We start from the raw sequence: 14659 nt of genomic DNA on the forward strand, positions 1-14659 counted from the left end.
CCTCTCGGGATTTTGCGGCACCCTGACACGGGTCGCGACCGCCGAAAACCCCGATCCGGGCGACCCCGCACAGACAACCGTTTGCAATACAGTCGCCGGAAGCATAGTTTATTGCCAATCTTGAGCACCCGGGACGCCCCCGGCCTCTCCCAATCACCCCCCCAAACATCGAGGTTCCCCCATGACGCAGGTCAAATCCGGCGACACCGTGCGCATTCACTACACCGGCACTCTGACAGACGGCACCAAGTTCGATTCCAGCGAAGGCCGTGACCCGCTGGAATTCACCGTTGGTGAGGGTCAGATCATCCCCGGCCTAGAAAAGGCGATCCCCGGCATGGTCGCCGGCGACAAGAAAACCGTCGCCGTTCCCGCGGACGAGGCATATGGGCCGACAAACCCCGACGCGCGTCAGGACGTCCCCCGCACGGAAATCCCCGCCGACATCCCGCTGGACCTTGGCACCCAGTTGCAGGTTCAGGCCCCCGACGGTCAGGTGCTGCCCGTGACCGTTGTCGCGGTGACCGAAGAGGTGGTGACGTTGGATGCCAATCACCCGCTGGCGGGCAAGGATCTGACATTCGACATCGAACTGGTCGAGATCGCCTGACTTTTCTCCATACTCTTGCATCTCCCGAATCGAGGGCAGATTGATGGGCCTGTTGTTGCAAATGACAGGCCCGTTTCATGTCTACGATTTACCGCCTCCTCACGTCTCTGACCCTCTTGGTTCTCGCTGGCCCGGCGCTTGCCGGAACGTGGAGCAAGATGACCCCGTCCGGATACGGCGACTGTTCCCTACTGTTCGAGGGCCCCATCGCCAAAGGGGACCTGACCCGCGCCATTGACGAGGGCCTACTGGACCACTACGCGCCCCGCATCTGCCTCAACAGTCCCGGCGGATCGCTGCCCGAGGTGCTGGCCTTTCTCGAAGCGTCGGACCGTTCCGAAAACGGTTTCTACTTTGGCACGCGCGTGCGCACGGACAACGAATGCCTGTCCTCTTGCGCGATCCTTTTCATGTTCGGCATGACCTTCGGCGCCAACAGCCCATACCCCAGCCGTCAATTGGAGCCCGGCGCAAGGTTGGGTTTTCACTCGCCCTTCATTCGGGACGACGCAGCCCCGGCAACGTCGGACGCAGAGGTCTTCTCTGTCGCGTTGCAGGTGGCCAAACTGTTGGCAGACCGTTCCTACAAGGCGACGTCAACAGTAGGACCGGCATTGCCGCAGGAACTTTTGGCGCTCGTGCTAGGCACGCCATCGGCAGAGATGCGCTATATCGACACCTTCGCCGAAGCGCGGCTGTTGGGCATCGAAATGACGGAAAACATCGAAGCCAACACCATTTTCGTCGACACACCGGAAAACATGGACCGGCTGGCTCGACAGATCTGCCAGTCGAGTCACACCCTGACATTTCGGCGATCGTTTGTGAAAGAGGGGTACAATTTTGACGACCTCATAACCCGCGCCTCGGACCCGACCACGGCAGACATCGTTTTTCCCGGGGACCACCAAGTCCATTACAGGGGCCGCGTTCCACCGCAGGCCAACCAACCCGAAAAGTACATCTCTGTCCTGACGGGTCCGGGCTATTTTCAACCTCACTGGAACAGCGCAGGGTCATCCATGTACTGCCGTGTCGAGCTCCAGATTAAACGCGGCGGCGGCGGCGTCCAAATCCCCTACTACACTGCTGACTTTAGTTTTCTCGGCCTTGTGGACCTGAATAGGGACCCCGGACAAACATCGACGTTTTTTGAAATGAGCATTGGCCTTCTGCCGCTCGACACGAAGTACTGACCTGCGGCAAAGCCCTTTCTCCTCACCCGGCGTTCGGGGTAGACCCCCCCAAACGGAGGGACAACACACCATGCACATGGCTCAATTCGGCGATCTGCGCCTGCACTATGACGTCACCGGCCCCGAAGACGGCATGCCCGTCGTCTTTGCCAACTCGCTGGGGACGGATTACCGGCTCTGGGACAAGATCCTGCCGATGCTGCCCGCAGACCTGCGCATCCTGCGCTTTGACAAACGCGGGCACGGGCTGTCGGATGTGCCGGACGGGCCCTACAGCATGGGCGCGCTGATCTCGGACACCGAAAAACTGATGGACCATACCGGCTTCAAGGACGCCATCTTTGTTGGCTTGTCCATTGGCGGGATGATCGCACAAGGGCTTGCGGCCAAGCGGCTGGATCTGGTCCGCGCGATGGTGCTGTCCAATACCGGGGCCAAGATCGGCACCCGCGACATGTGGGCCGACCGGGTCGCCGCGGTGAATGAGGGCGGGCTGGCCTCGGTCGTGGACCCGACGATGGATCGCTGGTTTTCCAAACCCTTCCATGCGGACCCTGAATTTCCGGCATGGCGCAACATGTTCCTGCGCACGCCTTCGATGGGCTGGACCGGCTGCGCGGCTGCCATTGCAGGCACCGATTTCATTTCCTCCACCAGTGGGTTGCGCCTGCCGACGCTGGCCATTGCCGGGTCAGAGGACGGGTCGACCCCGCCCGATCTGGTGTTTGAGACCGCCGATCTGATCCCCGGCGCGCAAAAGGAACTGATCCGGGGCGCGGGCCACCTGCCCTGCGTGGAAAAACCAGTGGAGTATGCCGCCATACTCTCTGCCTTCCTGAAGGCACAGGGCGCAGGTTAACGGCATGGCGCGTATCCTGCTGGTCCACGGCGCATCGCATGGGGCATGGTGCTGGCGCGCCATGCTGCCCGCGCTGACCTCCCTTGGCCACGATGTCCACGCCATCGACCTGCCGTCACACGGCGACGACCCGACTCCGGTCAACGACGTCACCTTACAGCGCTACGGGCAGGCCATCCTTGACGCGCTGGACCGGCAGACGGTGTTGGTGGGGCATTCCATGGCCGGTTTCGCGATCACCCAGGCGGCCGAGATGGACCCGACGCAAATCGCAGGTCTGGTCTATCTCTGCGCCTATGATCCCTGGCCGGATCTCAGCCTGACTCAGATGCGGCTGGAGGCCGACGAACAGCCGCTTTTGCCCGCCATCCGCATGGCAGAGGACCGGCGCAGCTTTACCTTCGATGCCGCCATGGCGCCCGATCTGTTTTATCAGGACTGTTCGCCGGAGGACGTCGCCTACGCGCTGGACCGCATCTGTCCGCAATCGGCTGCCGCATCTGCCACGCCTATCCCCCTGACGGACAACTCGCGCAATTTGCCCCGCAGCTATATCGTCTGCACCAAGGACGGTGCCATTCCTCCTGCCTTTCAGCGCGTGATGGCATCGCGGTTTGACCCGGCCCGCGTGGCCGAGTTGCCCAGCGGCCATTCGCCGTTCTTTTCCATGCCTGATGCGCTTGCCCGCACCATCGACACCTTAGTGAAAGTCTGATCGTCCATGCCCGCCACACCCTTTGACAGCGCCCACCTGACCCGCCTCTTTGCCACTGGCGACACCGCCCGCCTATTCTCGGACAGCGCCGAAATTCGCGCCATGATGCTGGTCGAGGCGGCATTGGCCAAGGCGCAGGCCGCTCAGGGCATGATCCCCGAAACCGCCGCCGCCGCAATCCAGCGCGCCAGCGTCGAATGCCAGATCGACCCGGCACAACTGGCCGAGGCGACGGGCCAGAACGGCGTTGTCACACCTGCCTTTGTCAGTGCCTTTCGCGCCGCGATGAATGCGCCAGAACACGCGCAGTTCCTGCATTGGGGCGCAACCTCGCAGGACGTTCAGGACACCGGGCTGATGTTGCGCCTGCGTCAGGCACTGGCCCAGCAGGAGGACCGCTTGCGCGCCACCCTGACCGCGCTGGCACGGCTGGCGACCGACCACGCGACAACCCCGATGGCCGCGCGCACCTATGGCCAGCACGCCACGCCAACCAGCTTTGGCGCGCAGGTCGCCGCATGGGGCTGGCCGTTGATTGAGGCGCTGAACGCCCTGCCCGCTTTGCGTGAAACTGCGCTTCGGGTTTCGCTGTCCGGCGCGGCGGGCACCGCGTCCGCGCTGGGGACGGACCCGGCGGGCCTGCGTGCCCACATGGCAGAGGCGCTGGGGCTGGGCGATCCGGGGCATAGCTGGCACAGCGACCGCACGCCGCTCCTATCCATCGCCTCATGGTTCACGCGCACAGCGCTGATCGCTGGCAAGATGGGGGAAGATTTGACCCTTGCCACCCAAAGCGGCATTTCCGAGGTACGGTTGGGCGGCTCTGGTGCGTCGTCAACCATGCCGCAGAAACAGAACCCGGTAGCCCCCTCCGCACTGGTGGCGCTGGCCCGCCATGCGCAGGGGTTGGACGCGACCCTGCAAGGCACCAGCCTGCACCGCCAGCAGCGCGACGGCGCGGCATGGTTCACCGAATGGCTTTGCCTGCCGCAACTGGTGCTGACCTCAGCCGCCGCGATGACCCATGCGCAGGAACTGGCAGAAACGCTGACCCCCGACGCCGACGCCATGGCGGCCACGCTGGACGCCACCGGCGGGCTGCTCATGGCAGAGGCGCTGTCCTTTGCGTTGGCGGACTCCATGCCCCGGCCAGAGGCGCAGGCCCTGTCAAAGAACCTGTGCAAAGAGGCCATCGCCAGCGGCCGCCCTCTGTCAGAGGTCGCCCGCGCGGCCCATCCCGATCTGCCGCAAACCCTGTTTGATCCGGCAACCCAGATGGGCACCGCCCCGGCAGAGGCGCAGGCATTTGCCAAGGCCGTCACCTCGCTGACGGCCTGAACAGGCGATGCGCCCGCGCGTTGTCTTTCTGCTGGCCACCGTGACACTGAACGCCATGGGCATCGGCCTGATCCTGCCGGTCGTCCCGGACCTGATTCAGGAAGTGACCGGCCAGCCCCTGTCAGAGGCGGCGCTGATCGGCGGCGTTCTCAGCACGATCTTTGCGGTGATGCAGTTCCTCTTTGCCCCCTTCATGGGCCGCCTGTCTGACGCCTATGGCAGGCGGCCCGTGCTGTTGGGCACCCTGGCGATCATGGTCTTGGACTATATCGTTCTGGCGCTGGCCAACACGCTCTGGATGCTGGTGCTGGCACGGATGATCGGCGGCATTGCCTCGTCCACGCAATCCACCGCCAGCGCCGCCATTGCCGACCTGTCAGAACCGGGCAAACGCGCACGCGGCTTTGGCCTGATCAGCGCAGCCTTTGGGCTGGGTTTTGTTCTTGGCCCGGTGCTGGGCGGCCTGCTGGCAGAGCTGGGCACACACGCGCCATTCTGGGCGGCAGGAGGGCTGTGCGGCGCGGGCGTTTTGCTTGGCCTTATGAGCTTTCCCGAAACGCATGCCGCCGCACATCGCCGCCCTGTCACTTGGCGCGGCGTCAACCCGTTTGGGGCCTTTCGCGCCCTGAACCGCCTGCCCGGTTTGACCCGCGCGCTGGTCGTCTATTTCCTGTACAACGTGGCCTTTGGCACCTATCCGGCGATCTGGTCGTTCTTTGCGCAGGCGCAATTCGCATGGTCGCCCGCCATGATCGGCCTATCACTGGGAGTCTTCGGCGTGTCCTTTGCCGTCGTGCAGGGCGGATTGATGGGCGTGCTCCTGCGCGTCTTCGGAGAACGCGGCACCGCAACGCTCGGCCTTGCCGTCTCGGCTATGGGCTTTGCCGCGCTGGGACTGGTGACCAATGGCATGCTGGTGCTTTTCTTCGCCCCGATTGCGGCCATTGGCGCGACCTACGCCCCCGCACAACAAGCCATTCTCAGTCAACGCCTTGGCCCCGACGAACAAGGAGCGTTGCAGGGCGTGCTGACCTCCACTGTGGCGGTTGCCATGATGGTGGCCCCCGCGCTGATGTCTCAGGTTTTTGCACTCTTCACCGCGCCTGAAAGGCAAAATCCCCTGCCCGGCGCGCCTTTTTTGGTCGCTATGACATTGGTCTTGGCGGCGCTGCTGCTCTTTGTCTGGCCGAGGCGCCTCCCTGCCGTAACGTAACGGTCCGCAAGCGACAGGCATCATGTCGGTTTCTGACGGGCGACGGCCCAAACCCATCCTCAGGGTCAGCCAAAACACGGGGAGTCTTCCACCATGCCACGCATTCGCGCTGCGGTCTGTACCGCCTTCGACGCGCCCCTCCAGATCGAAGAGCTTGACCTCCGCGCGCCCGGCGCCGGAGAGATCGAGGTCACGCTGGAGGCGGTCGCCATCTGCCATTCCGACATTTCTTATGCCGAAGGGGCTTGGGGCGGCGATCTGCCCGCCGTGTACGGCCATGAGGCGGCAGGCCATGTCACCGCTATCGGGGGCGGCGTCACCGACTTGAAAGAAGGGGACCGCGTTGTCGTCACCCTGATCCGCGCATGCGGCACCTGTCCCAATTGTGCGGGCGGCCAGCCCACCATCTGCATCGGCGACCGACGCAGCGACCCGGTGCTGATGCGCCCCGATGGCACGCCGGTGATCCCCGCCATGTTCTGCGGCGCCTTTGCAGAAAAGGTGGTCGTCGATCAAAGTCAGGTTGTCGTCATGCCGCAGGACATGCCGGCAGAGGCGGTCTGCCTGCTGGCCTGCGGCGTGATCACCGGCATCGGTGCCGTGATCAATGCGGGCAAGATGCGTCCGGGCGATGACGTGGTGGTGATCGGTGCCGGGGGCGTGGGCCTCAACGCCATTCAGGGGGCGCGAATTGGCGGCGCACGCCGGATCATCGCCGTCGACATGAGCGAGGAAAAGCTGGAAACCGCCCGCGCCTTTGGCGCAACCGACGGCGTGCTGGCCAGCGAAGCGGCCCCTTGGAAAACCGCCACCGACATCATGGGCCGTGGCGCGGATGTGGTGGCGGTGACCGTGGGCGCGATCCCCGCCTATGATCAGGCATTGCGCTACCTCGGTTGGGGCGGGCGCATGGTGATGATCGGTATGCCCCATTCCGGTGCCATGGCCAGCTATGAGCCGGTTGTGCAGGCGTTCATGGGGCAGCAGATGGTCGGGTCCAAGATGGGCGATGTCGTGATCCAGCGCGACATCCCGTGGATGGCCGACCTTTACCGTCAGGGTCGCCTGAAACTGGATGAACTGGTTTCAGGCCGCTGGGCACTGGAGCAGATCAATGAGGCGATTGCCGACACCAAGGGTGGCGGCGCGCGTCGCAATGTGATCGTGTTCGACAAATCGTAACTCGGATTTTCGCTGGAAATCCGTCTCTGCGTCCAACATCGCTCCCGCAGGAGGGCCCGCCTTGAAACTCCGCGATCTCGATATCATCGTCACCGCGCCCCCGGCCCCCGGCTGGGGCGGGCGTTACTGGATTCTTGTCAAACTGACGACTGAGAACGGCATCATCGGTTGGGGCGAATGTTATGCCTCGTCGATTGGGCCAGAGGCGATGCGCGCCGTAATTGAGGATGTCTTTGCCCGCTACTTTGAGGGCGAAAACCCCGAAAACATCGAACGCATGTTCCGCCGCACCTATTCCTCCGGCTTTACCCAACGCCCCGACCTGACGGTTATGGGGGCGTTTTCGGGACTGGAAATCGCCTGTTGGGACATTCTGGGCAAGGCACGCAATCGCCCTGTCTGGGCGCTGCTGGGCGGCATGATCAACGACCGCGTGCGCGCCTATACCTATCTGTATCCTTTGCCCAAACACGGCATGGACGATTTCTGGACCTCCCCCAAAATGGCCGCAGAATCCGCACTGGACTGCGTTGATCGCGGCTATACGGCGGTCAAGTTCGATCCCGCAGGCCCCTATACCATGCGCGGCGGCCATCAGCCGGGCATGCGCGACATTTCCATGTCGGTCGCCTTTTGCAAAGCGATCCGGGAGGCGGTGGGCGACCGGGCCGACCTGCTGTTCGGCACCCATGGTCAGTTCAACACCGCAGGTGCGATCCGTCTGGGGCAGGCGTTGGAACCCTACCTGCCGCTGTGGTTCGAGGAACCGATCCCACCCGACAATCCGTTGGAATTTGCCGAGGTGGCGCGCGCCGTCCGCATCCCCATCGCCACTGGCGAACGGCTGACCACCCGCGCCGAATTTGCCACCCTGTTGCGCACCGGCGGGGCCAGCATCCTGCAACCGGCATTGGGCCGCGCGGGCGGCATCTGGGAAATGCGCAAACTCGCCGCTATGGCCGAAAGTTTCAACGCGCAGATGGCCCCCCACCTGTATGCCGGTCCCATCGAATGGGCCGCGAATATCCAGCTTGCCGTCTCCATCCCCAACCTGTTGATCGCCGAATGTATCGAGACCCCGTTCCACGATGCGCTGATCAAGGGCACCATCAAGGTCGAGGACGGCTTTATCCCCGCGCCACAGGGCCCCGGTCTGGGCATAGAAGTTGATGAGGAACTGGCCCGCGCGCATCCCTTCACCGGCGATGGTTTGCACTTGCAGATGCAGGATGCGCCTTGTGATTATGCAAACGGCAACGCGTTTCAGGGCGGAGCGCCAGCAACCGAATCATGATCTCGCATTTCCGGAACGAGGCGTTTATATTGCTCTGAAAGAGCAAACCGCGAGTCCCATGGAAGATCTGACCAAACTGCCGCCTCCCCCGGAGGAAATGCAAGCCAATGCCCAGCACGCTGCCGCCTTTCTCAAGACGTTGGCGCATGAAGGCAGATTGATGATCCTGTGTCATCTGGGGTCAGGCGAAAAATCCGTGGGCGAACTCGAAGAATTGCTCAGCATCCGACAGGCGGCCGTCAGCCAGATGCTGGCGCGCTTGCGCGAGGAGGGGCTGGTGCAAACCCGGCGCGACGGCAAGACGATCTACTACAGTCTGGCAGACGACAACACCAACCGGGTGATCGGTCTATTGTACGACATATTCTGCGCCCAATCCGATGAGTCCTGCTGACCCCCCTTATTCCGGCCCTGACCTGTGTCGTCTGACCGCCTGCGCCGTGGTGGACCTGCTCAAGCGCGGCGAGGTCAGCCCGCGCGACCTGACAGAGGCTAGCCTGTCGCGCATTGCCGAGACCAGTCCTGCCATCAACGCCATGGTCACGCCCTGCCCTGATCGCGCACGGCGGGCCGCCGATGCGGCGAACCCGGCCAGCCTGCTGGCGGGTCTGCCCATCGGCATCAAGGATCTGACCCCGGTCGCCGGGATCCGCAGTACCTGTGGCACGCCCGCGCTTGCCGACCATGTGTCCAACACCTCGGACCCGATGGTCCTGCGGCTAGAGACCAATGGCGCGGTGATCGTTGGCAAGACAAACACGCCCGAAATGGGCGCAGGGGCCAATACCTTCAACCCGGTCTTTGGCATGACCCGAAACCCGTGGAACACCACAATGAACGCCGGTGGCTCATCCGGTGGCGCGGCGGCTGGGTTGGCCACAGGTGAGGTCTGGCTTAGCCAGGGGTCGGATGTGGGCGGATCGTTGCGTACTCCGGCCAGCTTTTGCGGCATTGTCGGGCTGCGCCCCTCCCCCGGAGTGGTCGCCAGCCCCGGCGGCGACGGCTTCAACCCGTTTGGTGTCGAGGGGCCAATGGCCCGCACGGTCGAGGATTGCGCCCTGATGCTGGACGCCATGGCGGGCTGGGATGCGGTGTCGCCGCTGTCATACCCGGCCCCGGCGCAAAGCTATCTGGCCACCTGCCGCGCCGACGCAGGCAAAATCCGCATCGCCTATGCCCCTGATCTTGGTGGGTTGACCCCGGTAGAGCCGGACATGGCCGCGCTGCTGTCGGACGCGCTGACCCGACTGCAGGCGCCAGATGTGACGGTGGTCGAGGCCGCGCCGGATACCACCGGCACCGACGCCGCCTTTCGCACGTTGCGCGGGCTGGGAATGTGGACCGGTTTCCGCGCCACGCCCAGCGCCGTGTCGGACCGTTACAAGGCCACGCTGCGCCAGAACATCGCCGAGGGCGGGGCGCTCACTGTCGACGACATCGCCGAGGCCCACCTGACCCGCGCACGCCTTTACGACACCATGCGCCAGTTCTTTGGCACCTTTGATGTGCTGGCCGGTCCGGTCACCGGCATCGGCCCGCTGCCGGTCGAGATTGAATATCCGCCCGAGGTCGCAGGCCACCCCAGCCGCGATTACATCGACTGGCTCCGCTTTGCCTTTCTTGCGACGCTGTGCGGACTTCCGGCGCTATCGCTGCCCGTGGGCCGCGACGCGCGCGGCCTGCCGGCGGGCCTGCAACTGATCGGCCCGCCAAGGGGTGAGGCGCGCCTGTTGCAGATCGCCCGGCGGCTGGAACAGGCGACGGGGTTCCCCCCGACGCCCATTGATCCGGTGGTGACACACTAGCAGAGCGTTAGGCGGCCGCCTTTACCTCTGCCCAATCCCAGGGCCGGACAAAATCGCCCAGCACCTTGCCGACTTCGTCCTGTGTTGCGCCGTTCGCCTGCACCTGTGCCACCAGACCCCGGCTCTTGTCGTCGACCACCGCCACGACGCGCGCAGCACAGCCCGCCTTTTCCAGTGCGTCGTTGTAGACGCGTGTGATGGCATGTTTGCGCAGATCCGGCTTGAACACCTTGCCGACCGCTGTCTTGGGCAGTTCCGGCAGGATGGTCATGTGTTTGGGATGTGCGGCGCGTTCATGCACATGAATGCGGGCGTGCTCCAGCAACTCTGCCTCTGTCACCTCGGCACCGGCCACCAGTTCGACGAAAGCACAGGGCAACTCGCCCGAGTGTGCATCGGGCTGGCCGATGGCCCCGGCAAAGGCAACCGCCGGATGCGCCAGCAGCGCCTCTTCGATTTCCGCCGGGTCGATGTTGTGACCACCACGGATGATCAGATCCTTGGCCCGCCCGGTGATCCAGATATAGCCATCTGCATCGATGCGTCCCAGATCACCGGTCCGCAGATGGGTGCCATAGTGGAACAGATCCGCATTCTTGGCCGCCTCGGTATAAGTCTTGCCCGCATAGACACCGGGGTTGGACACGCAGATCTCTCCGATCTCGTCGACACCACATTCCACCGGCTCCCCCTCGACCATCCGGATGATCCGGACGTCCGTATAGGGCAAGGCGATTCCGACAGAGCCGACTTTCTTTTCGCCATCGACCGGATTGACCGAGACAAGGCAGGTCGCCTCGGTCAGGCCATACCCTTCGCATACGGTGACACCGCAGGCCGCCTCAAACCGCTTGAACAGCTCTAACGGCATGGGCGAGGAACCGGAAAAAGCCGTCTTGATGGATGAGATGTCGGCGTCCACCTTGCGCTGCATCAGCGCCGATACCGCCGTGGGCACGGTGATGACAAAGGTCGTCTTCCAGCGTTCGCACAACTTCCAGAAATTGTCGAACACACCCTCACCCCGATAGCCCGCAGGGGTCGGGAAGACCACATGTGCACCCGAAAACACCATGGCCATCAGGATCACATGGCACGCAAAAACGTGGAACAGCGGCAAGGGGCACATGACGCTGTCGTCTTCGCTGAACAACAGCGTATCGCCCAGCCAGCCATTGTAGAGCATCCCGGAATATGTGTGCTGCGCAACCTTGGGCATGCCGGTCGTGCCGCCGGTGTGGAAATAGGCCGCCACACGGTCCGCCGTGCCATCCGCAAAGGCCAGCGTCTTGGGCTGCTTGGCCATTTCCTTGCGGAAATCCTTGATGTCGGCGTGATGGTTGCCCGGGTTCTTGGGCCGCACAAACGGCACGATCCAGCTTTTGGGCGGGGTCAGATAGCGGTTGAGATCGACCTCCAGCACCGTGTGCACGTGGGGCGCATTGCGCACCGCCTCGGCCATCTTCTGCGCGATGTCAGACTTGGGAAACGCCTTGAGCGTGACCACAACCTTGGCGTCCGTCTCGCGCAGGATCGACGCGATCTGTTCCGGCTCCAGCAGCGGGTTGATCGGGTTCACGATCCCCGCCACCATTCCGCCCAGCAGCACGGCGATGGTCTCATTGCAGTTGGGCAGCACATAGGCCACCACGTCGTTTTCCCCCACACCCAGACTGCGGAACAGGTTCGCCGCCTGTGCGGTCTGCGCCTGTACATCGGCCCATGTCAGGGTTTCAGCCTTGTCGGTCGGACCGGACAGCAGCTGATAGCTGACTGCAGGTCGGTCCGGAAACCGCATCGCCGTGCGCGTCAACTGCCCCCACAGCGTCGGCGGAATATCCCGCTCTGCCCAAGGGCCTTCGGCCACGATTGCATTGCGATCGTCCACTCCCGCATAGGTCATGGGCGTCTCTCCTCCCGTTTTTTCGTTGCCGCCAGTGTGTGAGCCTTTGCCATTTCACGCAAGTGCGCGCAACGCGGCGGCAATCATGTGGTGACGCAGCGTTTTGCCTGACATTAAGCCAGCAGCTTGCTGTTTACGGGCGCTCTGGCCGGGCTTTACGCGTCATGTCTTTCACAGAGATCGAATTTGTGGCAATGAAACGCCTTATGGACCACCCGTTGCTCGAACTCATCAACGCCCGCATCGAGGCGGCAGAACGCTCTGGCGCTTTCGACAATCTCAAGGGCGCGGGCCGCCCGCTGCCCGCCTGCGACGACCCGCAAAACGCGGTCATGACCCGCATCCTGAAAGAGAACGGCGCCGTCCCCGAAGAGGTCGCCCTCCTCCGCGAACTGGCCACCCTGCGCGAACGTCTGCGCGACACGCACGACCGCAGCGCCCGCGCGGCTCTGATCCGCGACATCGCGCTCGCTGATACCCGGCTGGAAATCGCCAAACGTCGCTGACAGCGCGCGCCACGATCAAGGCTTGTCCCCCGCCGTGCTTCTGGGGCAAACCGGGGCGCAGCATTAGGGAGACGCGCGCATGGTATCGGTCAAGGAACAGTACGAAAGCTATCCCTACCCGGAACGTGACCCGGCAGATGAGAAAAAGCGCCTGATCACCGGCTCTCCTTCACATCCGCTGGAAATCGACCACTACCTGTTTCAGGGTCAGCGCGATTGGTCGCAAACGCTGCGGGTTCTGGTCGCGGGCGGCGGCACCGGTGATGCACTGATCCAGATCGCCCAGATGATGACCAGCGCGGGCGCCCCCTATGAGATCACCTATCTGGACCTCTCCAAAGCCTCGCGCGCAGTTGCCGAGGCGCGGGCCAAGGCGCGCGGCCTGACGGGCATCACCTTCGTCACCGGCAGCCTGCTGGATGCGCCGGATCATGGCCCTTTTGACTATATCGACTGCTGCGGCGTGCTGCACCATCTCCCCGACCCGGACGCGGGCTTTGCCGCCCTGCGCGCCGCCGTCGCCCCCGGCGGCGGCATGGGCTTCATGGTCTACGCGCCCTACGGCCGCTCCGGCATCTACCAGCTACAAGAGGCTTTTGGCACGTTGTACGACGGAATGGCCCCACAGGTACGGCTGTCCAAGGCGAAAAAGCTCGTCGGCACCCTGCACAAGGGCCACCCCTTTGCCGCCAACGGCAATGTCACCGATCACAAACAAAGCGACGCGGGCTTTTATGACCTGCTGTTGCACGGACAGGACACGCCCTTTGACATCCCACGCCTGCTGGCCACGTTGGAGCGGACGGGCTGGAAACTGCAGTCGTTGCTGCCCCCCGGCCTCTATGATCTGGCGCGGATCACCGACCGGCCCAAGGATATGGACGACGCCACCGCCATGGCGCTGGCCGAAAAACTGCGCGGCACGATGAAAAAGCACCTCGGCTATCTTGTGCCCGCCGATGAGGACCGCCCGATCGCACGCGGATCAAAACAAAGCCTGATCCCGCGTTCGCCCACCAGCGATATGCGCAAACCGGCGCAGGCCGTGGCGCAGGGCCGCCCGCTGCCGATCACCCTGAAAGAGGCCGATGTGCAGATGCGTATCCCGCGCGACTGCGCGCCGCTGATGGCCGCCATCAACAACCGTCGCAGCCTTGCTGAAATCCGCGAGGTCACAAAGATGGACCCGCTGCGCTTTGCCGATCTCTGGGGCCGTCTGGAACGCGAACTGACGGCTTGGGGCCTGCTGCATTACTCCCGCTTCGGGCTCTGATCCATGTGCGGGCGGTTTGCGGTCACCCTGCCCCCCGACGCCATGGCGCAACTGTTCAAGGCGGTGCCCTCGAACGACCTGCCAGAGGTGCCCAACTACAACGTCTGCCCGACAACGCAGATCCACGCGGTGATGGCGGACGAAACCCGTCGCCTTGTCTCTATGCGCTGGGGGTTCCTGCCGCACTGGTACAAGACCCCCAACGGCGGCCCGCTGCTGATCAATGCCCGGGCAGAGACCATCGCCGAAAAACCCGCCTTCAAGGCCGCGTGCCGCGAACGGCGCTGCCTGATCCCCTGCACCGGCTTTTACGAATGGACCAAGGACAGCGAGGACAACCGCCTGCCCTGGTACATCCATGCGACCGATGACGCCCCACTGGTTTTTGCCGGGGCCTGGCAAGACTGGGAACGGGATGGACAGGCCTTCCGCACCTGCGCCATCGTCACCTGCGCTGCCAATGACACCCTGTCGGAAATCCATCACCGCATGCCGGTGATCCTGTCCCCCGACACCTGGGGCAAATGGCTGGGCGAAGACGGTCCCGGCGCGGCCACCTTGATGACCGCCGCGCCAGAAGACGCGCTCCGCTTTCACCGGGTCGACCCTGCGGTGAACTCGAATCGCGCCAAAGGCCCCGACCTGATCGCGCCAATTTAACCGCCAGTTCCCCCGTCCACGTCCGCCCGCGATGTGAAACCCCACCTGCACCGCCCCCGATCCGGCTTCTACTGTCCTGAAACACCCCGGGGTGAGGCCGTAGGC

The 14659-nt window shown here is 63.9% G+C and carries 14 protein-coding genes; 13 read left to right on the top strand and 1 reads right to left on the bottom strand.

The window, feature by feature from the left end:
* Positions 1-181 precede the first annotated feature (181 nt).
* From ANTHELSMS3_RS02005 to ANTHELSMS3_RS02050, 10 genes are all read left to right on the top strand, one after another.
* On the top strand, positions 182-610 hold the full coding sequence (locus tag ANTHELSMS3_RS02005) for an FKBP-type peptidyl-prolyl cis-trans isomerase (protein WP_094033412.1): 429 nt from the start codon (positions 182-184) through the stop codon (positions 608-610).
* A 158-nt stretch (positions 611-768) separates the two neighbouring features.
* On the top strand, positions 769-1806 hold the full coding sequence (locus ANTHELSMS3_RS02010; RefSeq protein ID WP_094033413.1) for a hypothetical protein: 1038 nt from the start codon (positions 769-771) through the stop codon (positions 1804-1806).
* 70 nt (positions 1807-1876) lie between these two features.
* Positions 1877-2665, top strand: coding sequence for a 3-oxoadipate enol-lactonase (gene pcaD, locus ANTHELSMS3_RS02015; protein WP_094033414.1), 789 nt, complete (start codon positions 1877-1879; stop codon positions 2663-2665).
* Between the two features lie 4 nt (positions 2666-2669).
* The gene (locus ANTHELSMS3_RS02020) at positions 2670-3380 is read left to right on the top strand and encodes an alpha/beta fold hydrolase (protein WP_094033415.1); all 711 of its coding nucleotides are present in this window, start codon (positions 2670-2672) and stop codon (positions 3378-3380) included.
* A 6-nt stretch (positions 3381-3386) separates the two neighbouring features.
* On the top strand, positions 3387-4718 hold the full coding sequence (locus ANTHELSMS3_RS02025; RefSeq protein WP_094033416.1) for a lyase family protein: 1332 nt from the start codon (positions 3387-3389) through the stop codon (positions 4716-4718).
* Between the two features lie 7 nt (positions 4719-4725).
* Entirely contained in the window at positions 4726-5931 is a 1206-nt protein-coding gene (locus ANTHELSMS3_RS02030) for a TCR/Tet family MFS transporter (RefSeq protein WP_094033417.1), read from the top strand.
* Positions 5932-6024: 93 nt separating this feature from the next.
* On the top strand, positions 6025-7113 hold the full coding sequence (locus ANTHELSMS3_RS02035; protein ID WP_094033418.1) for an alcohol dehydrogenase catalytic domain-containing protein: 1089 nt from the start codon (positions 6025-6027) through the stop codon (positions 7111-7113).
* Between the two features lie 61 nt (positions 7114-7174).
* On the top strand, positions 7175-8407 hold the full coding sequence (locus ANTHELSMS3_RS02040) for a mandelate racemase/muconate lactonizing enzyme family protein (RefSeq protein WP_094033419.1): 1233 nt from the start codon (positions 7175-7177) through the stop codon (positions 8405-8407).
* Between the two features lie 58 nt (positions 8408-8465).
* Positions 8466-8801: an ArsR/SmtB family transcription factor gene (locus ANTHELSMS3_RS02045; protein WP_254694824.1), complete on the top strand. Its 336-nt coding sequence runs from the start codon at positions 8466-8468 to the stop codon at positions 8799-8801.
* Positions 8788-10212 (top strand): amidase, encoded by a 1425-nt coding sequence (locus ANTHELSMS3_RS02050; protein WP_094033420.1) that lies wholly within the window; start codon positions 8788-8790, stop codon positions 10210-10212. The genes ANTHELSMS3_RS02045 and ANTHELSMS3_RS02050 overlap by 14 nt, the downstream gene beginning before the upstream one ends.
* Positions 10213-10219: 7 nt before the next feature.
* On the opposite strand, the gene ANTHELSMS3_RS02055 is transcribed toward ANTHELSMS3_RS02050, so the two are convergent.
* Complete coding sequence (locus ANTHELSMS3_RS02055; RefSeq protein ID WP_094033421.1) at positions 10220-12115, bottom strand: acyl-CoA synthetase; 1896 nt, start codon at positions 12113-12115, stop codon at positions 10220-10222.
* A 206-nt stretch (positions 12116-12321) separates the two neighbouring features.
* Between ANTHELSMS3_RS02055 and ANTHELSMS3_RS02060 the strand changes: the two genes are divergently transcribed.
* From ANTHELSMS3_RS02060 to ANTHELSMS3_RS02070, 3 genes are all read left to right on the top strand, one after another.
* On the top strand, positions 12322-12621 hold the full coding sequence (locus ANTHELSMS3_RS02060) for a DUF1992 domain-containing protein (RefSeq protein ID WP_094036872.1): 300 nt from the start codon (positions 12322-12324) through the stop codon (positions 12619-12621).
* A gap of 79 nt (positions 12622-12700) precedes the next feature.
* Positions 12701-13894: a class I SAM-dependent methyltransferase gene (locus ANTHELSMS3_RS02065; RefSeq protein WP_094033422.1), complete on the top strand. Its 1194-nt coding sequence runs from the start codon at positions 12701-12703 to the stop codon at positions 13892-13894.
* A gap of 3 nt (positions 13895-13897) precedes the next feature.
* Entirely contained in the window at positions 13898-14554 is a 657-nt protein-coding gene (locus ANTHELSMS3_RS02070) for an SOS response-associated peptidase (protein WP_094033423.1), read from the top strand.
* Positions 14555-14659: the final 105 nt, after the last annotated feature.

It is taken from the genome of Antarctobacter heliothermus, from assembly GCF_002237555.1.
GTDB lineage: Bacteria > Pseudomonadota > Alphaproteobacteria > Rhodobacterales > Rhodobacteraceae > Antarctobacter > Antarctobacter heliothermus_B.

Excerpts from the sequence above, each read along its gene's own strand:
- ANTHELSMS3_RS02005 (WP_094033412.1), top strand. The coding sequence starts at position 182 with ATGACGCAGGTCAAATCCGGCGACACCGTGCGCATTCACTACACCGGC.
- ANTHELSMS3_RS02010 (WP_094033413.1), top strand. The coding sequence starts at position 769 with ATGACCCCGTCCGGATACGGCGACTGTTCCCTACTGTTCGAGGGCCCC.
- pcaD (WP_094033414.1), top strand. The coding sequence starts at position 1,877 with ATGCACATGGCTCAATTCGGCGATCTGCGCCTGCACTATGACGTCACC.
- ANTHELSMS3_RS02020 (WP_094033415.1), top strand. The coding sequence starts at position 2,670 with ATGGCGCGTATCCTGCTGGTCCACGGCGCATCGCATGGGGCATGGTGC.
- ANTHELSMS3_RS02025 (WP_094033416.1), top strand. The coding sequence starts at position 3,387 with ATGCCCGCCACACCCTTTGACAGCGCCCACCTGACCCGCCTCTTTGCC.
- ANTHELSMS3_RS02030 (WP_094033417.1), top strand. The coding sequence starts at position 4,726 with ATGCGCCCGCGCGTTGTCTTTCTGCTGGCCACCGTGACACTGAACGCC.
- ANTHELSMS3_RS02035 (WP_094033418.1), top strand. The coding sequence starts at position 6,025 with ATGCCACGCATTCGCGCTGCGGTCTGTACCGCCTTCGACGCGCCCCTC.
- ANTHELSMS3_RS02045 (WP_254694824.1), top strand. The coding sequence starts at position 8,466 with ATGGAAGATCTGACCAAACTGCCGCCTCCCCCGGAGGAAATGCAAGCC.
- ANTHELSMS3_RS02050 (WP_094033420.1), top strand. The coding sequence starts at position 8,788 with ATGAGTCCTGCTGACCCCCCTTATTCCGGCCCTGACCTGTGTCGTCTG.
- ANTHELSMS3_RS02055 (WP_094033421.1), bottom strand. The coding sequence starts at position 12,115 with ATGACCTATGCGGGAGTGGACGATCGCAATGCAATCGTGGCCGAAGGC.
- ANTHELSMS3_RS02060 (WP_094036872.1), top strand. The coding sequence starts at position 12,322 with ATGGACCACCCGTTGCTCGAACTCATCAACGCCCGCATCGAGGCGGCA.
- ANTHELSMS3_RS02065 (WP_094033422.1), top strand. The coding sequence starts at position 12,701 with ATGGTATCGGTCAAGGAACAGTACGAAAGCTATCCCTACCCGGAACGT.
- ANTHELSMS3_RS02070 (WP_094033423.1), top strand. The coding sequence starts at position 13,898 with ATGTGCGGGCGGTTTGCGGTCACCCTGCCCCCCGACGCCATGGCGCAA.